The sequence below is a fragment of the Mitsuaria chitosanitabida ATCC BAA-476 = NBRC 102408 genome (assembly GCF_001598255.1).
GTDB classification, from domain to species: domain Bacteria; phylum Pseudomonadota; class Gammaproteobacteria; order Burkholderiales; family Burkholderiaceae_C; genus Roseateles; species Roseateles chitosanitabidus.
Window position 1 is genome coordinate 101283 of record NZ_BCYP01000026.1, and the last position, 24401, is coordinate 125683.

The 24401-nt window shown below is 71.0% G+C and carries 25 protein-coding genes; 16 read left to right on the forward strand and 9 right to left on the reverse strand.

The genetic code is table 11. The annotated features are described in order from the left end of the window. The first annotated feature begins 36 nt into the window (after positions 1-36). Together MCHT01_RS17145 and MCHT01_RS17150 are read left to right on the forward strand one after the other, a co-directional pair. Complete coding sequence (locus MCHT01_RS17145; RefSeq protein ID WP_067066727.1) at positions 37-813, forward strand: NUDIX hydrolase; 777 nt, start codon at positions 37-39, stop codon at positions 811-813. Positions 814-886: 73 nt separating this feature from the next. Then, on the forward strand, positions 887-1876 hold the full coding sequence (locus tag MCHT01_RS17150; RefSeq protein ID WP_067066728.1) for a CobD/CbiB family protein: 990 nt from the start codon (positions 887-889) through the stop codon (positions 1874-1876). Between the two features lie 32 nt (positions 1877-1908). Here the strand turns inward: MCHT01_RS17150 and MCHT01_RS17155 are convergent, their stop codons facing one another. The 3 genes from MCHT01_RS17155 to MCHT01_RS17165 form a co-directional block, all read right to left on the reverse strand. Next, positions 1909-2688 carry an SDR family NAD(P)-dependent oxidoreductase gene (locus tag MCHT01_RS17155; protein WP_067066730.1) on the reverse strand — a complete coding sequence of 260 codons (780 nt, stop codon included), beginning with the start codon at positions 2686-2688 and terminating at the stop codon, positions 1909-1911. A gap of 72 nt (positions 2689-2760) precedes the next feature. After that, positions 2761-3519, reverse strand: coding sequence for an RluA family pseudouridine synthase (locus tag MCHT01_RS17160; RefSeq protein ID WP_084452844.1), 759 nt, complete (start codon positions 3517-3519; stop codon positions 2761-2763). Positions 3520-3554: 35 nt separating this feature from the next. Next, positions 3555-4031 (reverse strand): protein-tyrosine phosphatase family protein, encoded by a 477-nt coding sequence (locus tag MCHT01_RS17165; RefSeq protein WP_067066732.1) that lies wholly within the window; start codon positions 4029-4031, stop codon positions 3555-3557. A 114-nt stretch (positions 4032-4145) separates the two neighbouring features. On the opposite strand from MCHT01_RS17165, the gene MCHT01_RS17170 reads away from it, so the two are divergent. From MCHT01_RS17170 to MCHT01_RS17180, 3 genes are read left to right on the forward strand one after another with little or no spacing between them, the layout of a single operon-like run. Next, positions 4146-5102: a questin oxidase family protein gene (locus MCHT01_RS17170; RefSeq protein WP_148661576.1), complete on the forward strand. Its 957-nt coding sequence runs from the start codon at positions 4146-4148 to the stop codon at positions 5100-5102. A 5-nt stretch (positions 5103-5107) separates the two neighbouring features. Beyond that, positions 5108-6355, forward strand: coding sequence for an MFS transporter (locus MCHT01_RS17175; protein WP_067066735.1), 1248 nt, complete (start codon positions 5108-5110; stop codon positions 6353-6355). Next, positions 6352-6999, forward strand: coding sequence for a helix-turn-helix transcriptional regulator (locus MCHT01_RS17180; protein WP_067066737.1), 648 nt, complete (start codon positions 6352-6354; stop codon positions 6997-6999). The genes MCHT01_RS17175 and MCHT01_RS17180 overlap by 4 nt, the downstream gene beginning before the upstream one ends. Before the next feature lie 128 nt (positions 7000-7127). Here the strand turns inward: MCHT01_RS17180 and MCHT01_RS17185 are convergent, their stop codons facing one another. Then, positions 7128-7724 carry a thioesterase family protein gene (locus MCHT01_RS17185; RefSeq protein WP_084452865.1) on the reverse strand — a complete coding sequence of 199 codons (597 nt, stop codon included), beginning with the start codon at positions 7722-7724 and terminating at the stop codon, positions 7128-7130. 209 nt (positions 7725-7933) lie between these two features. Here MCHT01_RS17185 and MCHT01_RS17190 point away from each other — a divergent pair, with 209 nt between their 5' ends. From MCHT01_RS17190 to MCHT01_RS17210, 5 genes are all read left to right on the forward strand, one after another. Next, positions 7934-8470, forward strand: coding sequence for a YbaK/EbsC family protein (locus MCHT01_RS17190; protein ID WP_148661577.1), 537 nt, complete (start codon positions 7934-7936; stop codon positions 8468-8470). A gap of 5 nt (positions 8471-8475) precedes the next feature. Continuing rightward, the gene (locus MCHT01_RS17195) at positions 8476-8724 is read left to right on the forward strand and encodes a DUF1289 domain-containing protein (RefSeq protein ID WP_245643375.1); all 249 of its coding nucleotides are present in this window, start codon (positions 8476-8478) and stop codon (positions 8722-8724) included. Between the two features lie 123 nt (positions 8725-8847). Continuing rightward, positions 8848-9489 carry a 2-hydroxychromene-2-carboxylate isomerase gene (locus tag MCHT01_RS17200; RefSeq protein ID WP_067066738.1) on the forward strand — a complete coding sequence of 214 codons (642 nt, stop codon included), beginning with the start codon at positions 8848-8850 and terminating at the stop codon, positions 9487-9489. 356 nt (positions 9490-9845) lie between these two features. After that, positions 9846-11528 carry an MFS transporter gene (locus tag MCHT01_RS17205; protein ID WP_067066740.1) on the forward strand — a complete coding sequence of 561 codons (1683 nt, stop codon included), beginning with the start codon at positions 9846-9848 and terminating at the stop codon, positions 11526-11528. Between the two features lie 415 nt (positions 11529-11943). Then, positions 11944-12132 (forward strand): hypothetical protein, encoded by a 189-nt coding sequence (locus MCHT01_RS17210; protein WP_369688628.1) that lies wholly within the window; start codon positions 11944-11946, stop codon positions 12130-12132. A 78-nt stretch (positions 12133-12210) separates the two neighbouring features. On the opposite strand, the gene MCHT01_RS17215 is transcribed toward MCHT01_RS17210, so the two are convergent. Together MCHT01_RS17215 and MCHT01_RS17220 are read right to left on the reverse strand one after the other, a co-directional pair. Continuing rightward, a complete protein-coding gene (locus MCHT01_RS17215) occupies positions 12211-13764 on the reverse strand; it encodes a sensor histidine kinase (protein WP_169806150.1) in 1554 nt (517 codons plus the stop codon). Positions 13765-13835: 71 nt separating this feature from the next. Further along, positions 13836-14861, reverse strand: coding sequence for a GGDEF domain-containing protein (locus MCHT01_RS17220; RefSeq protein WP_067066745.1), 1026 nt, complete (start codon positions 14859-14861; stop codon positions 13836-13838). 354 nt (positions 14862-15215) lie between these two features. On the opposite strand from MCHT01_RS17220, the gene MCHT01_RS17225 reads away from it, so the two are divergent. From MCHT01_RS17225 to MCHT01_RS17235, 3 genes are all read left to right on the forward strand, one after another. Continuing rightward, complete coding sequence (locus tag MCHT01_RS17225) at positions 15216-16133, forward strand: DMT family transporter (RefSeq protein ID WP_067066746.1); 918 nt, start codon at positions 15216-15218, stop codon at positions 16131-16133. Positions 16134-16238: 105 nt separating this feature from the next. After that, the gene (locus MCHT01_RS17230; protein WP_067066748.1) at positions 16239-17027 is read left to right on the forward strand and encodes an SDR family NAD(P)-dependent oxidoreductase; all 789 of its coding nucleotides are present in this window, start codon (positions 16239-16241) and stop codon (positions 17025-17027) included. Positions 17028-17213: 186 nt separating this feature from the next. Continuing rightward, complete coding sequence (locus tag MCHT01_RS17235; protein WP_067066749.1) at positions 17214-17522, forward strand: hypothetical protein; 309 nt, start codon at positions 17214-17216, stop codon at positions 17520-17522. Between the two features lie 45 nt (positions 17523-17567). Here the strand turns inward: MCHT01_RS17235 and MCHT01_RS17240 are convergent, their stop codons facing one another. Next, positions 17568-18488: a DMT family transporter gene (locus tag MCHT01_RS17240; protein ID WP_067066751.1), complete on the reverse strand. Its 921-nt coding sequence runs from the start codon at positions 18486-18488 to the stop codon at positions 17568-17570. Between the two features lie 97 nt (positions 18489-18585). Between MCHT01_RS17240 and MCHT01_RS17245 the strand changes: the two genes are divergently transcribed. Next, positions 18586-19569: a quinone oxidoreductase family protein gene (locus tag MCHT01_RS17245; protein WP_067066753.1), complete on the forward strand. Its 984-nt coding sequence runs from the start codon at positions 18586-18588 to the stop codon at positions 19567-19569. Here MCHT01_RS17245 and MCHT01_RS17250 read toward each other — a convergent pair. Both MCHT01_RS17250 and lspA read right to left on the reverse strand, forming a co-directional pair. After that, positions 19549-21306: a hybrid sensor histidine kinase/response regulator gene (locus tag MCHT01_RS17250; RefSeq protein WP_067066756.1), complete on the reverse strand. Its 1758-nt coding sequence runs from the start codon at positions 21304-21306 to the stop codon at positions 19549-19551. The genes MCHT01_RS17245 and MCHT01_RS17250 overlap by 21 nt on opposite strands. Positions 21307-21668: 362 nt before the next feature. Continuing rightward, positions 21669-22166, reverse strand: a complete 498-nt coding sequence (gene lspA / locus MCHT01_RS17260; protein WP_067066759.1) for a signal peptidase II — start codon at positions 22164-22166, stop codon at positions 21669-21671. Between the two features lie 108 nt (positions 22167-22274). Here lspA and MCHT01_RS17265 point away from each other — a divergent pair, with 108 nt between their 5' ends. Further along, a complete protein-coding gene (locus MCHT01_RS17265; RefSeq protein WP_067066760.1) occupies positions 22275-23681 on the forward strand; it encodes a cache domain-containing protein in 1407 nt (468 codons plus the stop codon). Next, positions 23678-24352 carry a response regulator transcription factor gene (locus tag MCHT01_RS17270; RefSeq protein WP_067066763.1) on the forward strand — a complete coding sequence of 225 codons (675 nt, stop codon included), beginning with the start codon at positions 23678-23680 and terminating at the stop codon, positions 24350-24352. The genes MCHT01_RS17265 and MCHT01_RS17270 overlap by 4 nt, the downstream gene beginning before the upstream one ends. Positions 24353-24401 lie beyond the last annotated feature (49 nt).

The window sequence follows — 24401 nt, forward strand, 5'->3', positions numbered from 1 at the left end:
CCTCGAACAAGTCCGGCTCACCGGACGCCCCCGCGCATGTCGACGCCTCCCCCTCGCCGTCCTCCGATCAAGGATCCTCGCGCCGTGCCCGTGGCCGGCACCGATGCCCACCTGCCCGCCATCGCGCGCGAGCACCTGACGGCCGACTGGCTGCGTCAGCGCTTCCTGCACGCGCCCGATGCGGCGCTGGCGCCCGAGATCCCCGGCGACGGCGGCCAGTTCGCCGGCCGCGCGCCGACGCCCGCCGCGGTGCTGGTGCCCTTGGTGCAGCGACCCGAAGGCCTGAACGTGCTGCTGACCCAGCGCGCCAGCCACCTGCGCGACCACGCCGGCCAGGTGAGCTTCCCTGGCGGTCGCGCCGAGCCCGAGGACGGCTCGCCCGAGCGCACCGCGCTGCGCGAGTCGGAGGAGGAGATCGGCCTGGACGAATCGCTGGTCGAGCTGATCGGCCAGCTCCCGATCTACCGCACCATCACCGCCTACGAGGTCACGCCCGTCGTGGGTCTGGTGCGCCCGGACTTCTCGCTGCGCCTGGACGCCTTCGAGGTGGCCGAGGCCTTCGAGGTGCCGCTGGCCTTCCTGATGAATCCGGCGCATCACCAGCGCCACGAGTTCGAGTACGAGGTGCCCGGCGACGAGGGCCCGCTCAAGGGCCGGCGCCAGTTCCTGTCCATGCCGTGGACGGGGCCAGGTCTTGCGATGTCGAACGCCGATCCGGACGTGGGATTGAGCGCGTCGACGCCCAAGGAGTTCTTCATCTGGGGCGCGACGGCGGCCATGCTGCGCAACCTCTACCGCTTCCTGCAGGCTTGAGCGCCACGGTCCGGCGAACGGGGGAGCGATCTCCCGCTTCGGAGGGTGTTGCGGGCCGCTATCATCCCGGGCCATGAACTTCTTCGCGGTCTTGCTGGCGCTGGTGTGCGAGCAGCTCAAGCCTCTGCCGCACGGGAATCCGGTCCATCAAGGCATGATCGCCTGGGTGCGCTGGACCGGGCGCAATTTCGACGCGGGACGGTCGCATCACGCGGCCGTCGTGTGGACGATCACCGTCGTGGGTCCGGCGCTGCTGGTCGGCGCGATCTATGCGCTGGTGCGTCCGTACAGCCTGCTGCTGTCGCTGGCGCTCGACGTGCTGGTGCTCTACCTGACGCTGGGCTTCCGCCAGTTCAGCCACTACTTCACCGACATCCGCGACGCGCTGGAACGCGGTGACGAGCTCGAGGCCCGTCGCCTGCTGGCCGAATGGCGCCATCTGGACGCCAGCGAGCTGCCGCGCACCGAGCTGCTGCGGCATGTGCTGGAGCACTCGCTGCTCGCCGCGCATCGCCACGTCTTCGGCGTGTTCTTCTGGTTCGTGCTGCTGTCGACGCTGGGCCTGGGCCCGGCCGGCGCGGTGCTGTACCGCATGGCCGAGTTCGCCGGCCGTTACTGGGCCTTCAAGAGCCGCACGCTGGACGCGCCGACCAACGAGCGCCTGATGGTGCTGTCGCGCAAGCTGTTCGGCCTGATCGACCACATCCCCGCCCGCCTGACCGCCACCGGCTTCGCCATCGTCGGCAACTTCGAGGAGGCGGTGAACGCCTGGCGCCGTGACGCGGCGCTGTGGGCGCACAGCAACGAGGGCGTGATCCTCGCCGCCGCGGCGGGTGCCGTCGGCGTGCAGCTGGGGGGCAGCGCCGCCCCGGGCGTGACACCGGACCGCAGCAAGACCTTCGAGTCCGGCGGCGACATGGACGCGACGCGGGCCGAGGGGTCGACCAGCGGCGCGCCCCCGCAACTGGGCCACCTCCAGAGCGTGGTGGGCCTGGTGTGGCGCTCCGTCGTGCTCTGGATGATGCTGCTGGCCCTGCTGACGCTGGCCAACCTCGTCGGCTGATTCCCCGCCCCACCCGAGCCTGAGCGCCCGCCTCAGGCGTCTCGCACATCGGCCAGCACCTGCTGGCCGAAGTCGTTTCTGGCGAGGAACTTGAGCACCCGGGCGGCGGTGTCGTCGGCGGTCGCGAGCTGACCTTCGCTCTTGAAGGCGGCGAAGCGATCGCGATCCGGGAACTTGGACAGGTCGCCGCTGCGCAACTGGACCTGCATGTCGGTGTCGATGATGCCGGGGGCCAGCGAGACCACGCGGGCCGCGCGCTCGCCCTTGGCGGCCTTGTGTTCCTCGTCCAGGGCCATGGCGCGGCTGAGGTTGTCCATGCCGGCCTTGGCGGCGCAATAGACGGCGCTGCCGGCCATCGCTCGGCGGCCCAGGCCCGAGGAGATGTTCAGCACCTTGCGATCGGCGGACCAGTCGCGCGTGGCGTCGAGGAAGGCCGCGCTGAGCAGCAACGTCGCCTCCAGTCCCACGCGCAGCGCGGCGGACAGCACGGGCAGCGATTCGCCGTCGATCGGGCCGGGCGTCGTGACGACGCCGGCGTTGTTGATCAGCGTGGCGGCGGTCCACTCGCGCGGCTGCGTGCGCAGCCAGTCGGCCAGGTGCTGCGCGATCTGCAGCGGATTCGACAGGTCCGCCTGCCACTGCTGCAGCGGCAGGCCGCGCTCGTGGGCGAAGTGCTCCAGCGCCTCGCTGCGGCCGCGGGCGATGCCGACGACCAGGTGGCCGGCCTCCAGCGACTGGCGTGCCAGCGCCTCGCCGAGCCCGCGCGAGCTGCCGGTGATGAGGGTCAGGGAATGCGGTTGGGACGGGGACATCGGGGCTCCTTGGATCGCGGAAGGCGGATGGCGGTCAGGGTGAAGGTGACGGGGCGGCGTGCGGTCGCGCGCTCAGAACGCGGCCGGCGAATGCAGGGACAGCGCCGGCGCGTCGAGCAGCGCCGGCAGGCGCAGGTCGCGCGCGTGCAGCAGCAGGCGCGGCGCCCGCGCCAGGACCTCCGGCGGCGCGTACAGCGCGTCGCCGAGGATGGGGTGGCCGATGGCCAGCAGGTGCACGCGCAGCTGGTGCGAGCGACCGGTGACGGGCTCCAGTTCCACGCGCGTGGTGCCGGCGTCGAGGTCGCGCGCCAGCACGCGCACGCGGGTGAGGCTGGGCTTGCCGCGCGCGTGGTCGATCATCTGCCGCGGCCGATTGGGCCAGTCGACGATCAGCGGCAGGTCGATCTCGAAGGCGTCGCGCTCGATCAGGCCGTGCACCACGGCCTCGTAGCGCTTGTCGACGAGGCGGGCCGCGAAGGCCTCGCTCAGCGCGCGCTGCATGGCCTCGCCGCGCGCGTAGACGATCAGGCCGGAGGTGCCTTGATCGAGGCGATGGACGATCAGCGCCTCGGGGAAGCGCGCGTGCACGCGGGCCCAGGCGCAGTCCTGCTTGTCGGGGCCCCGGCCGGGCACGGACAGCAGTCCTGGCGGCTTGTCGACGACCACGCGCGTGGCATCCACATGGCGCAGCTCGAGCGGCAGCTCGGCGAAGGCGTTGGCGGTGGGGTCGGCGGCGGCGGGCGTCGCGAGGTCGGCGGCGCCGTGGTCGGCGACGCGCCCGGCGATGGATTCGCCAGGGGGAGGGGGGGATGCGGACGGCGCCTCGGACATGGCCCGCATTGTCGCGGTGCCGGGCCGCGGGCGCGTCAGAACTGGTCGATCCAGCCCGACTGCAGCGCGGATTGCGGATTGGAGCCGGCGGCCCGCACGGCCTCGACGGCCTGGATCGTGGTCGTGCCCAGCGCCTTGAGCACGCACGCCGCCATGGTGCCGGTGCGGCCCATGCCGGCGGCGCAGTGCAGCAGGGTGCGGTCGCCCAGGCGCAGGCCGTTGGCGATCTGCTCGACGCCGTTGCGGAAGGCGGTCGCGTCCGAGGCCAGGCCGTAGTCCCGCATCGGCACGTGCATCCAGCGGAAAGGCAGGCGGCCCTCGGCGATCGCGCGGTGATAGGCGGGGGAGAGCTCGGCCACTTCCTCCAACGGGTTCAGGCAGACCACCAGGTTGAGCTGGCGCAGGCGCGCCTCGTCGAGGAAGAAGCCCCAGGGCTCGCGGCGGCCGGGCATCGACTGCAACCACAGCTGGCCGGGGACGGTGTCGGGGAGGGCGAGGGATCGGAAGGCCATGGGAGCGATTGTCGGGTCTCCCTTCGCGGTGCATTGTTAATAAACAAAATGTTTATTAAACGGGGCAACCGAGAGATGATCCTGACCACGCCAGCAAAGAAGAAGGAGCTCGCGATGATCGACATTCAGGAAGCCGAGGCCCGCGTGCAGCGGCGTGCGCTCGACGAGGCGCTCGACCAATCGGTGCGCTTCGGGCCGATGTACGGCACCGAGGCGATGCCGCTGTTCAACCATCTGCCCATGGCGCTGGGCGCGCTGGCCCGGCTGGGCGCGCCGCTGGAGGCGATGCAGCGCCACATCGATCACTGGGCGCCGCTGTCGCGTCCCGCCCTGGATGCCGATGTCGCGCCGCCTTCCATCGACGAGGCGCTTCGCCGCGTGCTGGACGCACCGGAGGCGCAGGCCTTCCACGTGGCGATCCGGCTCGGGTACGCGCTGCAGGGCGGGCATCGGAAGGAGCTCGACGCCGCGCTGCGGACCACGATCGGACTCGAGAGCCCGATCGGCCCGCCCGTCCCGGCCGGGGCGGGCGGCGAGCGCCTGCGCGACGTGATCGACGCGGTGCGCGTGGATCCCATCCTGGCGATGCCGGGCATGGCCGGCACGCTGATCACCACGCGCATGCAGAACGCGGCCGCGCGGCCCGGCTTCAACGTCTACGTCCAGCGCCCGACGCTGACGCTGGACGGCCTGGCCGAGGCCTCGCTGGCGGTCTACCTGTCGACGCTGGACTTCACCGCGCTGCATCTGGTGACGGGCACGCACGCCCTGCGCGTGATGCTGGAGACCGCGGCCGCGCGCGGCTTGCCGGTGGACGAGGGCCAGGTCTTGCGCACCGCCTGGCGGGCCTGGCTGGGCGCCTACATCTCGATGCGCAAGCCCGCGCCGGCCTGGGCCCTGGTGCACGTGGGCAGCGCCTTCGAGGACGACTGGATCCGTGCGATGCCCTCGCTGCACGCCTCGCTGAACGATCACCGCATCAAGCTCGCCGACGCGGCGCGCGAGGAGTGGCGCCATCGCGGCTGGCCGGGGTATGCCTTGTGCCTGCGGCGCGGCGGGGCCGCAGAATGAGCGCCGTGCTGTCCTCCTCCACTCCCCCGATCGCGGCGCCCTCCGCGCCGCTGCGCCATCCGCACCTGCTGCTCTGGGCGGTCTGCGCGCTGGCGCTGATGAGCACCGCCGGCGTCGCGCTGCCGTATCCCATCCTCGCGCCGATCTTCGTCGGCGGTCCGGTGGACGGCTTCACCCATTTCGCCGGCCTGCGGCCCGAGCTGCTGATGGGCCTGGCCCTGGCGGTGAACCCGGCCGGCATCCTGGCCGGCAGCCTGGTGGTCGGGCCCATGTCCGACCGCTACGGGCGGCGCCGCGTGCTCGGCGTCACCATCACCGCGACCCTGGTCGGCTACGGCTTGAGCGCCTTCGCGCTGGCCTCGCGGGACTATCCGCTGTTCGTGCTGTCGCGCTTCGCCACCGGCCTGACCGAGGGCAACGTGGCGGTCGTGCGGGCGCTGCTGGCCGACTGGCATCCGCAGCTGGAGCGCACGCGCAGCTTCGCTTGGCTCAACGCCAGCCTGTACATCGGCTGGCTGGTGGGGCCGCTGCTCGGCGGCCTGACCTTGCCCTGGGGCGAGGGCGTGCCCTTCATGGTCGCGGCGGCGGTGCTGGTGCCGTGCCTGCTGCTGCTCGGCCTGGGCCTGCCCGACGACCGGCCCGCGCAGGCGCCCGAGGGCGGCATGCTCGCCGCGATGCGGCGCCAGCAGTCGCTGGGGCTGGTGGTGCAGGACCCGGTGCTGCGGCATCTGGCGCTGCTGCAGCTGGCCTACACGCTGGGCGTGAACGCGCTGTACGAGTTCGCGCCGTTGTGGATGTTCCAGCAGGCCGGACTGGACAGCCGCGGCATCGCGCTGGTGACCGCCTTCCAATGCGCCGCGATGACGGCCGCCAGCGTGATCGCGGCGCGCATCGGCTCCGGCCCGGCGCCGCTGCATCGGGCGGCGAGGTTCGCGGTCGTGGCCTCGGTCGGCCTGCTGGCGCTGAGCCTCGCGCCCTCCTGGGCCGGGCTGTTGCTGATTCCCTTGCTGGGCATTCCGCTGTCCTTCTACAACGCGCTGATGCCGGCGTGGATGTCGGAGCGCTTCGCCGGGCACGGACAGGGCCGCGTGATGGGCCTGCTGACGACGACCTTCTGCCTGTCCAACACGCTGATCGCCCTGATCGGCGGCGCGCTGGGCATGTTGTCGGCGCGATGGATCATGCTGCTGGGCGGCACGATGTGCCTGCTCGCCGCCATCGGCTTCATCCGCTTCGCGAGGCGCCATTCATGAGTCAGGGGAACGAGGACCGGCTGCTGTACGAGATCAAGAGCCGCGGGCCGCAGCCGGTCGCCGCGCTGGCCGCGGCCTTGGCCATCACGCCGATGGGCGCGCACAAGCTGCTGGCGCGGCTCGAGGAGCAGGGGCTCGTCGAGGCGCGCGAGGAGGACGGGCAGGAGACCCGCGTCGGGCGGCCGCGCAAGCTGTGGTCCTTGACGTCGGCGGGACATGGCCGCTTCCCCGATCGGCATGGGGATCTGACCGTGCAGCTGATCCAGCAGGCGCGGGCGGTCTTCGGCGAGGCGGGCCTGGATCAGCTGATCGCCGCGCGGGAGCGCGACAGCGAGCAGCGCTATCGCGCCGCGCTGGCGCGTTGCCGCACGACCGGCGACGCGGTGAAGGAGCTCGCCCGGCTCCGCGCCGAGGAGGGCTACATGGCCCGCGCCGAGCGCGTCGGCCGCGACTGGGTGCTGATCGAGGATCATTGCCCGATCTGCGCCGCCGCGCAGAGCTGCCAGGGCTTCTGCCGCTCGGAGCTGGCGCTGTTCCAACGCTGCCTGGGGCCAGGTCTTGCCGTCGAACGCACCGAACACCTGCTCGCCGGCGCCCGGCGCTGCGCCTATCGTGTCAGCGCGGTGGAAGCGGACGCGGCCTGATCGAACTGAAGGACCCGGTCCGGCCGGCGCGCCCATGACGGCCGATCGAGCCGATCGGGCCGGGCAGGCCGAGCGGGCATCTGGTGCGATCGATCGGGGCGAGCCATCGGGCGATCACGCCCGCGCGCTCAGGACACGATGTAAGCCGCCGCGCCGGTGGCCAGCAGCCGGCCCTGCTCGTCGGTGAAGGACATGCGCGTGTTGGCCACGCGGCTGCCCAGGCGCATCACCTCGGCCTCGCAGAAGAAGAGGGCGCCGATGGCGGGGCGCAGGTAGTCCACGCGCAGGTCGATCGTGCCCAGCTTGCCGAAGCGCTGCAGGCGTTGCATCGGCGGCTCGTCCATGTGACGGGCGCCCGTGGCGGCCATCACCGCCAGACCGCCCATCGAGTCCAGCGTCGCACTGATCACGCCGCCATGCATGCGGTTGTGGGCGAAGTGGCCGATCAGCTCCGGCCGCATGCGCAGGTGCGCGCGCACGGACTCGTGGCCCAGCGCGTCGACCTTCACGCCGAGCAGCTGATTGAAGCTGATCATCTGCTCGAAGATCTCGCAGAGCTTGGTGGTGAACTCGGCCTCGAAGACGCTGTGCACGGTGCGGTCGTCGTAGGCGATGGCCGCGGGCTGGGCAATCGGCGCTGGTGCTGCGTGGGCCGTGCGTGCCTCGGAGGCGGCGGTATCGGCGGAGGAGGTCGGGGGCGTCGACGTGGAATGCTTGTCGGTCATGCGGGCGACCATAGCGCAAGGGGCAGGGCGGGCGGCCTAGCGCTCGCCCTGAGGCGAGGTGACGCCATGGCGACAGCGACGCATCGCGGCCGTGCCGCAGCGCCGCGGCACGACCGCCACCGGCTGCACCGTAGCGCAACGCCGCAACGCCGCAACGCGGCGATGCCGCGTTGTCGTCGAGGGCGGGACGCTTCGGCACAATGCGCGCCATGAGCGAGACCTCCACCCCCTCCATCGACGGCGCGGCCCGTCCCGACGGCTTTCTTCGCGTCAGCGCCGCGTTGCGCGCGCTGGCCCATGCGCATGAGCCGCGCTGGCTGGACACCTCCGCCCGCAGCTCACAGGAAGCGGCCGACGCGCTGGGCGTCGCCTTGGGGCAGATCGCCAAGAGCGTGGTGTTCCGGCGCAAGGCGGATGACGCGGCGGTGCTGGTCATCGCGTCGGGCGACAAGCGCGTCGACGAGCGCAAGCTGGAGGCGCACACGGGCAAGCTCGGTCGCGCCGACGCCGATTACGTGAAGGCGCGCACCGGGTTCTCGATCGGCGGCGTGTCGCCGCTGGGCTTCGCGCCCAGCCATGGCGTCGACGGCGGCGGCGAGCCGCCGGTGCTCTACATCGATCGCGAGCTGTTCCGCTTCGACGTGATCTGGGCCGCGGCCGGACATCCGAACGGCGTGTTCCCGATGTCGCCCGATGAGCTGGTCGCGCTCACCGGCGCGCCGGTCATCGAGGTCGCCCAATCGTGATCGCCGTGGACATCGTCACCGCCGAGAACGTCGGACGCACGTCGGAAGGTCGCGTGGCCTCGCCGTGCATCAACGTCTGCAAGATGCATGAGGAGACGGCGCTGTGCCGCGGCTGCGCGCGGACGATTCCGGAGATCGCGGGCTGGAGCAAGTCGGATGACGAGTCGCGGATCCGGTTGCTGAATCTGCTGCCGGAGCGGCGGGAGCTGCTGAAGGCGCATGGCGTGCTGGGCGTCATGCCGGCGCGCGATTGACGGTGCGCGATTGACGGCGGCGGCCGGCCACGCTCCCTCCCTCACCCCGCCCTCTCCCGCCCTGCGGGAGAGGGAGTCCCACCACCGAGAAGGGCGCCGACGACGGCGCCGCGAGGACCTCCGATGCGCACGATCGATTTCTACTTCGACCCGATCTCGCCTTACGCCGCCTTGGCGTTCGAGCGGCTGCCCGAGGCGCTCGCGGGACGCAGCGTCGCGGTGCGCTACGTGCCGATCCTCTTCGGCGCGATGCTGAAGTCGCTCGAGCACAAGGGGCCGGCCGAGATCCCCGGCAAGCGCGACTGGACCTATCGCCAGGTGCTGTGGCAAGGGCATCGGATGGGGATCCCGCTGGACCTGCCGGCGGCGCATCCCTTCAATCCGCTGGGGCTGCTGCGCCTGCTCTGGGCCACGGCGGACGCCGGTCGGACGCCGGGGCGATACGCCGTCGAGCGCGTGCTGCGGCATGTCTGGCGCGGCGGCGAGGACGCGGCCGATCCGGCGCGCCTCGCGGCGCTGACGGCGGACCTGGCGTCGCGTCGGGATCCGGCCTCCGACGAGGTCAAGGCGGCGGTGCGTGAAGCCACCGACGCGGCCATCGCCCGGGGCGTCTTCGGCGTGCCGACGATGGGCGTCGACGACAAGCTGTTCTGGGGGCTGGACGCGATCGACATGCTGACGGGCTATCTGGATGGCGATGCGTGGTTCGACGGGCCGGGATGGGCCGCGGCCGCCGCGTTGCCGGCGGGCGTCAGGAGGGGGTGAGCCTGCGGCTTCCAGGCGCGGGCATGGCTCGGGCGATGGGGGCTCTGGTGTGCCACGGCCCTCACCCCAACCCCTCTCCCGCGCAGCGGGAGAGGGGAAGATGGCGGCGGCGCGCCGACGCTCCCGTGCCGCGGGGCAGGACCACTGGGGGGGCGCCTCGGCTCGGTAGGGACATACCCTCTGCTGCGGCGCACATCGGTCGAAATTCCGCATCGAGAAATTCGAAGCAAGGGTTCGGCCTGAATTTGTCAGCCTGAGGCAAGCAACTCGTCAGAAATGGGTCAGAGGCGACTCGGATAGTTCCATGCAAGAGTCATCGGTCGATGATTCTGGGTGAACCCGAGGAGACAAAACCCATGGCAACTGCAAGCGCAGTGACCACCAAGACACCGATGACCGCCGAGGAGAAGAAGGTCATCTTCGCCTCGTCGCTGGGCACGGTGTTCGAGTGGTACGACTTCTATCTGTACGGCTCGCTGGCCGCGATCATCGGCAAGCAGTTCTTCGCCGGCCTGGATCCGACGGCGCAGTTCATCGCCTCGCTGATGGCGTTCGCCGCGGGCTTCATCGTGCGCCCCTTCGGCGCGCTGGTCTTCGGCCGCCTGGGCGACATGATCGGCCGGAAGTACACCTTCCTGGTGACGATCCTGATCATGGGTCTGTCGACCTTCATCGTCGGCGTGCTGCCGACCTACGAGCAGATCGGCCCCGCCGCCGCGGTGATCCTGGTCGGCCTGCGCCTGCTGCAAGGTCTGGCGCTGGGCGGCGAGTACGGTGGCGCCGCGACCTACGTCGCCGAGCATGCCCCGCACGGCAAGCGCGGCGCGTACACCTCGTGGATCCAGACCACGGCGACGCTGGGCCTGTTCCTGTCGCTGATCGTGATCCTGGGCACCCGCACGGCGCTCGGCGAGACGACCTTCGCCGCCTGGGGCTGGCGCATTCCGTTCGTCGTGTCGATCCTGCTGCTGGGCATCAGCGTATGGATCCGTCTGTCGATGAACGAATCCCCCGCCTTCCAGAAGATGAAGTCCGAGGGCAAGACCTCCAAGGCGCCGCTGTCCGAGTCCTTCGGCCAGTGGAAGAACCTGAAGATCGTGCTGCTGGCGCTGTTCGGTCTGGTGGCCGGCCAGGGCGTGGTCTGGTACTCGGGTCAGTTCTACTCGCTGTTCTTCCTGCAGAGCGTGCTGAAGGTGGATCCGGCCGCGGCCAACATCATGGTGGCCGTCGCGCTGCTGATCGCCACGCCGTTCTTCGTGATCTTCGGGACGCTGTCGGACAAGATCGGCCGCAAGCCGATCATCATGGCCGGCCTGCTGCTGGCCTGCCTGACCTACTTCCCGCTGTTCAAGGCGCTGACCGCCGCGGCCAACCCGGACCTGGCCCGCGCCCAGGCCAGCGCGCAGATCACGCTGGAGACGGACCCCGCGCAGTGCTCGTTCCAGGGCAGCCCGGTGGCGCGTGACGTCGACTTCACGACGCCGTGCGACATCGCCAAGCGTGCCCTGGCGCAAGCCTCCGCCAGCTACGAGACCACGACCGGCGGCGCCGGCACGGGTGTCGTGAAGGTGGGCGACAAGGTCATCAACGTGCCGAGCGCGACGCTGACGGCCGGTGGTCACAAGTTCGACGAGGATAGCGCCAAGAAGATCGCCGCCTTCAAGAAGGAGCTGAGCGAGGCCATGAAGGCCGCGGGCTACCCGGCCAAGGCCGATCCCGCCAAGGTCAACACCCCGCTGGTGGTCGCGATCCTGACCGTGCTGGTGCTGTACGTGACCATGGTCTACGGCCCGATCGCCGCGATGCTGGTGGAGCTCTTCCCCACGCGCATCCGCTACACCTCGATGAGCCTGCCGTACCACATCGGCAACGGCTGGTTCGGCGGTCTGCTGCCGTCCATCAGCTTCGCGATGGTGGCGCAGAACGGCAACATCTATCACGGCCTCTGGTACCCGATCGGCATCGCCGGGATCACCTTGGTGATCGGCCTGCTGTTCGTTCGCGAGACCAAGGACGTGGACATCTACGCCCGCGACTGAACGACGATCGAGTTCGATCCCAAAGGCGGCTTCGGCCGCCTTTTTCGTTTCTGACCCTGTTCCCGTTCCCGTTCCCGTTCCCGTTCCCGTTCCCGAAGTCCTCCATGGTGGTTGGCGTAGCGGACATGCCCGATGCCGCCGGCGCAGCCCGCGCGGCGCGCGGAGCGCGCCTTCAAGACTGACTGGGCGCCACTGTTTGAGCCGAGAGAGCCGAAGGCGAGCGGGGCGAGTTGGGCGCCCGAGCGAGGGCTGCGCCGGCGGCATCGGGCATGTCTGCTGCGCGCGCTCGTCGGAGCGAACGCGGGGGGAGGATCTTGCTCAGCCTGACGTCAGCATCGCCGCCAAGAATGGTCGTGTCCAAAAGGATTAACTCTGGAGACCTGACCCCATGTGGAAGCTTGTAGTTGGATTCATCGTGTTCGCCGCGATCGCGTTGTTCGTGCTCATGAAGAGTGGCGGGAACATCGACCTGACGGGCGAGAAGCATGACGTGACGGGCGGTCACACCGAGGGTGCGGAGCGTGCGGCGAGCGAGGCCTCGGCGGCGCTGGCGGCGGCGTCCGCGGCCTTGCCGGTCGCGCCGGCGTCGGCGGCTTCGCAGTAAGGGGCCGCGAGGGCGAGGCAAGGGCGACGCGAGGGGCCTGCCCAGGACCGGGCGCCGGTTGGCGCCACCGCCTCGGTGTCAGCCGACGCGTCCCTCGCCGGTGCCTCGCAGGGGCGCCTCGACGGGAAGCCGCATGAGCATGCGGGTGCCCTCGCCGGGCTGGGAGATCACCTCGATCTGCCCGCCGAGCACGTTGGTCACGATGTTGTGGACGATGTGCATCCCGAGACCGGAGCCGCCCTTGCCGAGCTTGGTCGTGAAGAAGGGGTCGAAGATCTTGCGCACGACCGAGGCGTCCATGCCGCGCCCGTCGTCGACGACGGACAGCTCGACCTGCGACGCGTCGAGGCGATGGCAGGCCACCTGGACCTGCCCGGCCTCCCGCCCCTCGAAGGCGTGGACCAGCGCGTTCATCAGCAGGTTGGTCAGCACCTGGCCGAGCGCGCCGGGATAGCTGCTCATGCGCAGGTCCGGATGCAGGTCGGTGACGATGCGGAAGGGCGTGTGCTTGAAGCTGGGCTCGACCATCACCAGCACGTCCTCCACGACCTGCGCGAGCTCGAAGTCGCGCCGCGTGTCGCTGGTCTGATCGATGGCGACCTGCTTGAAGTCTTTCACCAGGTCGGCGGCCTTCTGCACGTTGCGATGCAGGATGTCCTGCCCGCGCCGCGTGTCCTTGACGAGTTCCTCGAGCTGGCTGCGCCGCATCGGCGTGTTGTCGGCCAGCATCCGGTCCAGCTTGCCCCAGCGGTCCTCCAGCGCCGACACCACCGTCAGCGCGTTGCCCAGCGGCGTGTTGAGCTCGTGCGCGACGCCTGCCACCAGCCGGCCCAGCGACGCGAGCTTCTCGGATTCGACCAGCTCCCGCTGCGCCGTCCTGAGGTTGGCCAGCGCCTGCGTCAGCTCGGCGTTCGCCTCGGTCAGTTGCGCGGTGCGCTGCGCCACCTGGTCCTCCAGCGTGGAGGCATGGCCGCGCAGATCGTCGAAGGCCTTGAGCAACGCCTGCCGCATCCGTTCCATCGCCTTGCCGACGCGGGCGATCTCGTCCTCGCCGCCCAGCTTCAGCGGCCGGTCCAGTTGACCGGAGGCCAGCTCGTCGGCCGCGCGGGACAGGCGTTCCATCGGCCGCAGCACCCGCCGCTGCATCACCACCAGGATCAGCGCCAGCGACACCGTCAGCGTCAGCATGCTGCGCCACAGGGCGTTCCAGAGGTCGTCGCGCTTGCGGGCCATCAGCGGCTCCGCGCTCATGACGATGGTGAGCTTGGCGATCTCGCGCCCGTCGCGCATCACCGGCCGGGTCTCGGTCAGCGTCATCGCGTCGTCGGGCGTGCCGCGATGGAATTCGACGAAGGCCTGCTGGGCCGAGTTCTCGGTCACCACGATGGAGACGAAGCGCGGGTCGTCCACCTGCGCCTTGACCATGGGCTCCGCCAGGTCGGGCGAGACCTGCCAGATCGGCTCCGCCAGCGAGAGCGCCAGCACCTCGGCGACCCGGGACAGGTCGCGGCGCAGGTCCTCCATCACCGTCTTGCGGCTGAGCTGCTGCTCGTACAGCAGCACGCCGGCGGTCGGCAAGGCCAAGCCCACCAGCAGCGCCAGGATCACGGCGCTGCGCAACGAAGTCTTCATCAGGGCCACGGTACCCGTCCCTCCCCACACCCCTCGGTGCGGGCGATTATGAGCGCCTGTCGTGACAGTGCTCATGCGGCGAAACGCTCATCGGCCGCCAGGACCGTGACGCGGTTCCGCCCCTGTGCCCGGGAGGCCTGCAGCGCCTGGTCGGCCCGGGCCAGGAAATCGCGGCCGTTCTCGCCCTGGCCGAGCTGGGTCACGCCCAGCGACAGGCTCAGCCGGCGCTCCCCGCCGGGCTGCAGCTGGGCGACGCCGTGGCGCAGCTGCTCGGCCAGCGCGTGGGCCTCGTGCAGGCCGGCACCGGGTATCAGCAGCGCGAATTCCTCGTCCTCCAGCCGCGCGGCCACATGGTGGCTCTGGGCGATGCTGCGGACCGTGTTGGCGACCTGCTGCAGCGCGTCGTTCAGGCGCGACTCGCTGAGCTGGCGGCGCAAGGCCTCGAAGTCGTCGATGTCGCCCAGCAGCAGGCAGGGCGCGACCGGCGTGCCGGCGTCGGGACTGCGCAGGCAGTCGGCCAGCGCGCGGTCGAAGCCGCGGCGGTTGCTCAGCCCGGTGAGGGGGTCCAGCAGCGCCTCGCTGCGGGCGCGGTGCACTTCCTGGCGCAAGGCGGCGACCTCCTGCCGGCTGGCTTCCAGCCGCGCCAGCAGGCCGGAAACGGCGTGGCCCATGTCGCGCGTGCCCTGCAGCGCCTCGGCCAGCACCTGGACGTGCTGCCCGGGCGCGGCCGCGCGCAAGGCGCGCTCCCAGCCCTGCAGCGCCCGCGCGTAGTGCTGGATCTGGCCGCCGGCCTGGTCGGTGCAGTCGGACACGCCGCGCAGCACGTCGCCGACGTCCTGCGCCAGCGTCACGGCCATGTCCTCGTCCAGCTCGGCGATGTGCTTGCGGTAGAGCGCCCAGGTCTGCGGCTCGTCCAGCGTGCCGCCGTCCTGGGTCAGCGACATCAGCTCGCGGCTGAGCGCCCCGTTCATCGCGGTCACATGCTCGTACCAGACGGCATAGGTGACCGGGTGAAGCGCGGCGCGTTGCCTCGACATCAGCGGCAGGGCGGTCCGCAGCGCTTGCGCGCTGGCGGAGATGCTCTCGGTGTACCTCATCGGCAGGGTCCCTCGCAGGTCCGGGATCGTCGCGTCCGTCGGCGCGCGATCCCTTGTCGTTTCCTATCCCTTGCCCGCCTGCGCCGGCGAGCGACCTGTGATCGGCCGTCCGGGGTCAGGGCTTGAGGGGCGAGGGCCAGGTTTTGCGCGTCGTCATGCAAGTCGGCGAGGGTCCCGACAACTATTCACGCGGGAAGGGACAGCGCAGGGGACACGTCCCGGACAGCGCACGGCGGGGGCTTCCAGGGTTCCCCGACGCGGGCGGCGATCGTCCGCGAAGCCCCGGGCGATCGGCAATCCAGCATTGCCCCTTCGCGAATCCGCGCGGGGAGCCGCTTCCTAGAATCGACCGCCATGAGCAGTTCCGCCCCCGCCACGCCCGCCGCCACGTCCCCGCCCTTGAGCGGCCTGCTGCTGGCCATCGGCGGCGCGATCGGGTTCTCCGGCAAGGCGATCATCGTCAAGCTGGCCTATCGCCACGGTGTCGACGCCATCACCCTGCTGATGCTGCGCATGCTGCTGTCGCTGCCGCTGTTCCTGCTGCTCGCCTGGTGGGCCGGACGCGGCAAGCCGGCGCTGACCGGGCGCGAGAAGCTGGCCGTGGTCGGCCTGGGCTTCAGCGGCTACTACCTCGCCAGCTTCCTGGACTTCGCCGGTCTGGCCTATGTCACCGCCAGCTTCGAGCGGCTGATCCTGTACCTCAACCCCACCATCGTTCTGCTGCTGTCCTGGGCGCTGTATGGCCGCCGCGTGGGCCTCCGGCAGGCGGGCGCGCTGGCGGTCAGCTACGCGGGCGTGCTGCTGGTCTTCGGGCACGAGCTGACCGTGGCGGGATCCAACGTGTGGCTGGGCGGCGCCCTGGTGCTGGGCAGCGCCGTCGCCTATGCGCTCTACCTGGTCTACAGCGGCGAGTGGGTCAAGCGCCTGGGCGCGATGCGACTCACCGGGCTGGCGACCTCGGTGGCCTGCGGCTTCTGCATCGCGCAGTTCGTGCTGACCCGGCCGATCTCGGGCCTGGCCGACCTGGCCCCGGCGGTGTGGTGGCTGTCGGTGCTCAACGCGCTGGCCTGCACTTTCGCGCCGGTGCTGATGGTCATGATGGCCATCGAGCGCATGGGGGCGGGTGTCGCCGCGCAGACCGGCATGATCGGACCGATGTCCACGATACTCATGGGCGCCCTGATCCTCGACGAGCCGCTCACCGGCTGGGTCGTGGCGGGGACGGTGCTGGTGCTGGGCGGCGTGTGGCTGCTGGCGCGGCAACGACGCTGAGCCCGGGGTCGCGGCATCGCGCGGCGACCGTGGGTAGCGGAGGACTTCCACGGTGGCGCCCGCGGCGCGACCGGCAAACACGTCCGCGAGGACACGGAGAGCACGATGGATCTGGGACTGACGGGCCGCTGGGCCCTGGTGTGCGCGGCCTCCAAGGGCCTGGGCGCGGGCTGCGCCGAGGCGCTGGCGGGCGAGGGCGTCAACGTGGTGATCACCGCCCGCGGCGAGGAGGCGCTGCAGGCGCAGGCCGCCAAGCTGCGCGCGGCCAATCCCGGCGTGCAGGTGATCGCCGTGGCCGGCGACATCACCACGGAGGCCGGACGCGCCGCCGCGCTGGCCGCCGCGCCGCAGATCGACATCCTGGTGAACAACGCCGGCGGTCCGCCCCCGGGCGATTTCCGCGACTGGGAGCGCGACCAATGGATCGCCGCCCTCGACGCCAACATGCTGACCCCGATCGCGCTGATCAAGGCGACGGTGGACGCGATGGCCGCGCGCGGCTTCGGGCGCATCGTCAACATCACCTCGGGCGCGGTGAAGGCGCCCATCGACGTCCTGGGCCTGTCCAACGGCGCGCGCTCGGGCCTGACCGGCTTCGTCGCCGGTCTGTCGCGGCAATCGCGCATCGCGGGCCGCAACGTCACCATCAACAACCTGCTGCCTGGCGCTTTCGACACCGAGCGCCTGCAGAAGACCCTGGTGGCCGGCGCGCAGAAGTCGGGCCAGGCGCTGGACGAGGTCCGCGTCAAGCGCATGGCCGGCATCCCGGCGCAACGCTTCGGCAGCGCCGAGGAGTTCGGCGCGATCTGCGCGCTGATGTGCTCGGCCCACGCCGGCTACCTGACCGGGCAGAACATCCTGCTGGACGGCGGGGCGTATCCGGGCACGTTCTGAGGACGGAGACCGAGGGCGGGCTCATCGAGCCCGCTGAGGGGCGCAACTAGCAAATGCTTGCTAGTTGCCCCACTCGAATGAGCTGGTCGCAGCCGCTCAATCCACTCGAATGCGGATCGAACTCATCGGGTCGACCGCGAAGAATCGTTGCTGTTCCCACCACGCCTCGCGCGAAGGACAGCGACCATGGATCCCGCCCGGATCAGCTTCGACCCCGGCGCCGGCAATGCCGGCGCCGACCCTCAGGATGCCTTCGATGTGCGGGCCCGCGCCGACGGCGTCGAGCGCATCGAATGCATCGAGCGCGTCGAACGTTCCGAGCGGGTGATTCGTATCGTCCGGGCCGGCTCGCGCACCGCGGGCCCGTCCCGGCCGCGGGAGGCGCGGCCGGTGGTCGAGGCGGAGGTCATCGACGTGCCCTGGCGCGAGACGACCGACCCGGCGCCGCGTCACGGGCTGGTGCTCAACGGCGTGTGGGTGCCGCTGGCGCGCTGAGTCCCCGCTCCTCGGGCGCTCTCGAGAGGACGCCGGTGGGGCGCCTCAGCCCCGGCGAGGCGCCGACACCGCGATGCCCGCCGCGATCAGCGCGAAGGCCGCGCCATGGAACCAGGCCGGCCATTCGCCCAGCAGCGCGGCCGACATCAGCGCCGCGAAGACCGGCGTCAGGTTGCCGAAGAAGGCGGCCAGCGTCGGCCCCGCCTGGGCGACACCCAATCCCCAGCACCGGTAGGCGATCAGCGAAGGTCCGATCGCGACATAGGCCAGTGCCGCCGCGAGCGGCCAGCCCCAACGTACCGGGGCCGCGCCGATGGCCTGCTCGACGCCCGCCGAGGCCACGCCGAAGGCCAGGCCGAACACCAGCTGCGCCATCAGCAGCTGCGACCAGTCCCAGTCGGGACGCTCGTCGCCCCGCATGTGGGCCGGGGGGCGCGCCAGCAGCCAGCTGTAGAAAGCCCAACTGATCACCGCCAGCAGCATCAGCAGATCGCCGCGCACGAACTGCACCTCGGCCAGGCGCTCCAACCGGCCCCGCGAGATCACCAGCGCCACGCCCGCCAGCGACAGCGCCGCCCCGGCGAGTTGACGTCGCGTCGGCCAGACGCGGTAGATCAGCGCGCCCACCGCCAGCATCCACACCGGCAGGCTGGCCGCGATCAAGGTGACGTTGAGCGCCGTCGAGCTGTGCAGCGCCTGGTACTGCAGCGCGTTGTAGCAGCCCATGCCCAGCAGGCCCGACAGCGCGAAGTAGCCCCAGCGGCGCCACAGCGGGGTCAGGTCTTGCAGCAGCGCCCGGGCCCGGGGCGCGACCAGCACCAGCAGCGCGAAGGCCAGCGTCCAGCGCATCGCGTTGAGCAGCAGCGGCGGCACCTGCGCGCCGACCGCGCGACCCACCACCGCGTTGCCGGCCCACAGCAGGGGTGGCAGCGTCAGCATCAGGGCCAGTCGTGGGGTCAAGCTCATCGCGGGGATGCAAGCGGGACGGGAGACTGGCACGATAGCCCGCTTCGCCGCGTCACCCGCGACGCGAGAGCGACATCCCCACTCGAGGAGAACCCTGATGAGCGACAGCGCCGTGCGCATCGAGCAACCCGGCGGACCGGAGGTCCTGCGCATCGAGACCGTCCAGGTCGGCGACCCCGGTCCCGGCGAGATCCGTATTCGTCATCACGCCTGCGGCCTCAACTACATCGACATCTATCACCGCAGCGGCGTCTACCCGCTGTCCATGCCCTCGGGCCTGGGCATGGAAGGCGCCGGCATCGTCGAGGCGGTGGGCGAGGGCGTCACCCATCTGAAACCGGGCGACCGCGCGGCCTACGCCAGCAACCCGATCGGCGCCTATGCGAGCGCCCGCGTGATGCCGGCGCGCTGCGTGGTCAGGCTGCCGGACTTCCTGAGCTTCGAGCAGGGCGCCGCGATGATGCTCAAGGGCATGACGGTGCAGTACCTGCTGCGTCGGACCCTGCCGCCGGCGGGACTGCAGGCGGGCGATCACGTGCTCTTCCACGCGGCGGCCGGGGGCGTGGGCCTGATCGCCTGCCAATGGGCCAAGGCATTGGGGCTGCAACTGATCGGGACCGCGGGCAGCGACGCCAAGTGCCGGCTGGCGCTGGATCACGGCGCGGCCTTCGCGATCAACTACGCGACCGAGAACGTCGCCGAGCGCGTCAAGGAGATCACCGGCGGGCAGGGTGTGAAGGTGGCCTACGACTCGGTCGGCGCGTCGACCTGGGAGGGCTCGCTGGCCAGCCTGCGGCCGTTCGGGCTGATGGTCAGCTTCGGCAACGCCTCGGGCGTGGTGCCGCCAGTGCCGCTGAGCGCGCTCGCGGCCAAGGGGCTCTACCTGACGCGGCCGTCGCTGTTCACCCACCTGAGCTCTCGGGAGGTGACGCAGGAGATCGCCGGCGAGCTGTTCAAGGTGGTGGAGAGCGGCGCGGTCCGCATCGAGGTCGAGAACCGCTACCCGTTCGACGAGGTCCAGCGGGCCCATCGCGAGATGGAAGCCCGCACGACCACCGGCTCAAGCGTGCTGCTGGTTTGATCCCGAGGACGCGGCCAGCGGGGCCGTGTCCAGTTCCGCGGCGACGGTCTCGGCGTCGAGCAGCGGATCATTGGCGCTGTCGGCCAGCGCCTCGTGCGAGGCGGCCGGCGTGAGGTCGGCGACCTGGCGCCGGGGCTCGGGCAGGTCGTCCAGGCCGGCGGGGATGGTGTCGGGCGCGTCGTCGTAGGCGCTGTCGAGCGCGCCGGCGGTGGTCTCCTCGACTTCCACGTCCACCGTCTCGGTGCGCACCACCTGGTCCAGCACCACGGGCTGGGACAGCTTGATCTCGAAGCTGAAGCAGGAGCCGGCGCCGTGCTGGCTCTCGACCTGCACCTCGCCGCCCATCAGCTCGACCAGGCGCTTGACGATGGTCAGACCCAGGCCGGTGCCGCCGTAGCGGCGCGTGATGCTGCCGTCGGCCTGCGTGAAGGGGCTGAAGATCTGCGCGATCTGCTCGCGCGTCATGCCGATGCCGGTGTCGTGCACCGCGATGCGCAGGCGCAGCGGACCGCCCTGCGCGGCGGGCGGGACCAGCGGGTCCTCGTCGATGCGCTGCAGGTCGACGCGGACCTCGCCCTTCTCGGTGAACTTGAGCGCATTGCCCACCAGGTTCACCAGCACCTGGCGCAGCCGCAGCGCGTCGCCCAGCAGGTGCTGCGGAACGCCGGGCTGCACGCGCGCATGCAGCTGCAGGCCCTTCTCGTGCGCCTGCAGCAGCAGCGGATGCAGCGCCTCGCGCAGGCAGTCGTGCAGGTTGAACGGGGCCTGGTCGATGATCACGCGGCCCGCTTCGATCTTCGCGATGTCCAGCAGGTCGTTGATGATGACCATCAGGCCCTTGGCCGAGCTGTGCGCCAGCTCGATGAACTTGCGCTGGCGCTCATTGAGCTCGGTTTGCAGGACCAGCTCGGTCAGGCCCAGCACGCCGTTCATCGGGGTGCGGATCTCGTGGCTCATGTTGGCCAGGAAGGAACTCTTGGCCTGGCTGGCCGCCTCGGCCGCCTCGCGCGCCGCTTCCAGCTGCGCCTGCGTGGCCTTGAAGTCGCTGATGTCGCGGGCGTTGAGCTGCAGCACGACCTCGCCGCTCACCGGATCACGCATCGGGCGCGCGTCGATCGCGTGCCAACGCCGGCCGTTGGCGGTGTTGATCTCCAGCTCCGCGCCGAAGGTGTGACCGCCGCGCACCTGCGCGACGATGCGGCGCGCCAGGTCGGGGTCGGGGAAGATGGCGCTGAAGTCGGTCGCGCCGATGGTCTTGCGCAGGTTGTTGAAGCACATCGCCGCGGCCGGGTTGCGCATCAGCACGCTGCCGTCGCGCAGCGAGAACACGCCGATGCGCACCGAGGTGTGCTGCAGCGCCTCGACACCGCGCAGCAGGCTCTTGTCGACGCCACTGACCAGCGAGTCCGCCGCGAACAGCATCACCTGGCGCTTGTCGGGGGTGCGGATGCCGCGGGAGACCAGCATCACCGTCGTCGGCTGGCCGCGCGGGTAGAGGGTCCATTGCTCGCGCACGAGCTTCCCATGCGCGTGGTCGGCGGCGGTCACCGCGAGGCGCTCGGCCACCGAGGGACTCATGTCGCTGAGGTCGCGGGAGAGAAACTCCTCGGCGCTGTCGGCGCGCCAGAAGCTCAGGGCCGCGGCATTGGCCCAGAGGTTGCGCTGACGCTCCTGGTCGTAGACCCACATGGGCACATCGAGCCAGTCATAGTGGGTCAGGCAGGAGAAATCGAGCATGGGTGGGGCCGGGCCGCGTGGTTACATTCAGTCGCAGCGGATTGTCGCCGCCGGGCGTGTCATGTCCATGGTGATCGATGCCTATTCCGTCACGCCCGTCGGCGACGCGTCGAGCTTCGTCGCGGGCACCGTGCGAAGGGCACGATCGGGCCTTCAAGGCTACGCAGCGCGGCGTGGGCGCACCAGCCTCGTTTCTCCGGAGGAACCCGGGCTTGACCGGGCGTGAAGACCCTCACCCCAACCCTCTCCCGCCAGCGGGAGAGGGGGCCAGGCCGGCGAGTGCCACGCCGGTCCGGCGGGAGCGGGACCGCGCCGCCTCGCGCTGCGGCGCGAGGCGAGGGTGGGGCGGTGCGGGCGGGACCTCAGCCGCGCTTGACGCGGCGGAGCTCGTCGACGATCAGCAGGATGGCGCCGACGGTGATGGCGCTGTCCGCGATGTTGAAGGACGGGTAGTACCAGCCGGCCCAGTGCAGCTGGATGAAGTCCACCACGTAGCCATGCAGCAGGCGGTCGACCACGTTGCCCACCGCGCCGCCCAGGATCAGGCTGAGCGCGGTCGCGAACTGCGTCTGGTGGCCGTGGCGGCGCAGCAACCACAGGATGAAGCCGGTGGCCACGACGCCCAGCGCCACGAAGAACCAGCGCTGCCAGCCCGAGGCACCCGCCAGGAAGCTGAAGGCCGCCCCGGTGTTGTGCACCCGGACCAGGTTGAAGAAGGGGAAGACGTAGCGGCTGTCCCCGTACTGGAACTCGTGCAGGACCAGCACCTTGGTGAACTGGTCCAGCACCACGACCAGCAGCGCGATGGCCAGCCACAGGATCAGGCGGTTGTTGGACGAGGCGGAGGACTTGGAGGCCATGGGGTGTGCTGCGATGCTGCGGGCGCCGTGACGGCGCGAAACCCGCAACTGTAGCGCCGCCGGCGGGGAGAGCGGGGCGCTGGGCGGTGCGGCTACAGTGCGGCCGCTATGAGACTGCGCCTGAAGATCCTGTTGCTGGCGATCCTGCCGCTGGTCGCGTCGCTGCTGCTGATCGCGGTGGCGGTGCGGCAGCAGGAGCGCGCCCTGCTCGAGCGCGAGCACGAGGCCGTCCAGCGCGCCTACATGGACGCGCGCCGCGACGAGCTGCGTCATTACGTCGAGCTGGCCGTCAGCACGCTGCAGCCGCTGTACGAGCGCTCCAACGGCGGCCCGGCCGCCGAGGTGGAGCGCGACAAGCGCGAGGCGCTGCGCCTGCTGTCGTCGCTGGATTACGGCGAGGACGGCTACTTCTTCGTCTACGACCTGCAGGGCAAGGTGCTGATGCACTCGCGCCAGCCGGAACTGCTGGGCCGCGACCTGTGGAACCTGCGCGACCCGCAGGGCCGGCCCACGATCCAGCAGCTGATCGGCCAGGCCAAGGCCGGCGGCGGCTATGTCGACTACCTCTGGCGCAAGCCCTCCAGCGGCGAGATCGCGCCCAAGCTGGGCTACGTCGTGGCCATGGACCGGTGGGACTGGATGCTGGGCACGGGCCTGTATCTGGACGGCATCCGCGCGACGCTGGAGCAGCTGGACCACGAGGCGCAGGCCAACATCGCGCGCACCATGTGGTGGATCGCCGCGATCGCGGTCTTCGGCGTGGCGCTGATCAGCCTGTGCGCGGTGGCGCTCAACCTGTCGGAGCACCGGCAGGCCGAGGTCAAGCTGCGCGCGCTGGCGCACCAGGTGGTGCGCTCGCAGGAGGAGGAGCGGGCGCATCTGTCCCGCGACCTGCACGACGGCGTCAGCCAGACCCTGGTGTCGACCAAGCTGCTGATGGAATCGGCGCAGCAGGCCGGGACGACGACCTTGCTGCCGCGCGCCCTGGAGCGGCTCAACGACAGCCTGACCGAGGTGCGGCGGCTGTCGCACCGGCTGCGTCCCGCGCTGCTGGACACGCTGGGCCTGCCCGCCGCGCTGGAACACCTGGCGCGCGAGTTCGACGAGGCGGGCGCGGTGCCGGTCGCGATGCGCATGGTCGGCGCGCCGCGCGAGCTGCCGGAGCTGCTCAACACGGTGCTGTTCCGCGTCGCCCAGGAGGCGCTGACCAATGTCGCCAAGCATGCGGGCGCGGCGCGGGTGGAGATGACGCTCTCGTTCGAGCCCGGCGACGCGCGCGGCGAACCCGGCGGGGTGCTGCTGCGGGTGCTGGACGACGGGGAGGGCTTCGACGCGGATGACGCCGAGGGCGCGGACCCGCACCAGGGCATCGGCCTGCGCAACATGCGCGAGCGCATGGCCTCGGTGGGCGGCGCGCTGGACCTGCAGTCGAGCCCGGGCCACGGGACGCAGATCGAGGCGACGGTGTCGGCCGCCGCCATCCGGCGCCTGGCGCGCGACAATCCGGCGCCATGAGCCCCGACCGTCCCGAACCTTCCGCGCCGACCGAGGCGCGGCCCGTGCGCATCCTGCTGGTCGACGACCATCCGCTGGTGCGCGAGGGGCTGCGCTCGCGCCTGCAGGGCGAGGCGCGCTACCTGGTCGTGGGCGAGGCCGGCGGCGCCGAGGAGGCGATGGTGATGCTGGTGTCCACGCAGCCCGAGGTGGTGCTGCTGGACGTGGGGCTGAAGGGCCACAACGGCATCCAGCTCGCGCAGACCATGCTGGAGCGCGTGCCCGACCTGCGCGTGCTGATGTACAGCATGTACGACAACCCGGAGTACGTGCAGCGCGCGCTGCAGGCGGGCGCCCGGGGCTACGTGCTCAAGGACGCGCCGGCGGGCGAGATCGTCGCGGCCATCGACGCGGTGGCCGCGGGCGGCACCTTCCTCAGCCCGGGCGTGTCCAAGCGCATGTTCCGCAGCCAGCAGCCGCGGCCCATCCTCTCCCCCCGCGAGAGCGAGATCCTCTCCGCGCTCGGCCGCGGCGAATCGAGCAAGCAGATCGCCAAGGCGCTGGACCTGTCGGTACGCACGGTCGAGACGCATCGCCAGAACATCAAGCGCAAGCTGGAACTGGAAGGGCAGGCCGAGCTGATCCGGTACGCCGTCGAGCACGCGCGCGGCCTGCATCGCGACGAGCCGTAGCCCGCCATCCGGGTTGACCCCTACGTGCTCCCACGCTCGGGGGCTAGTC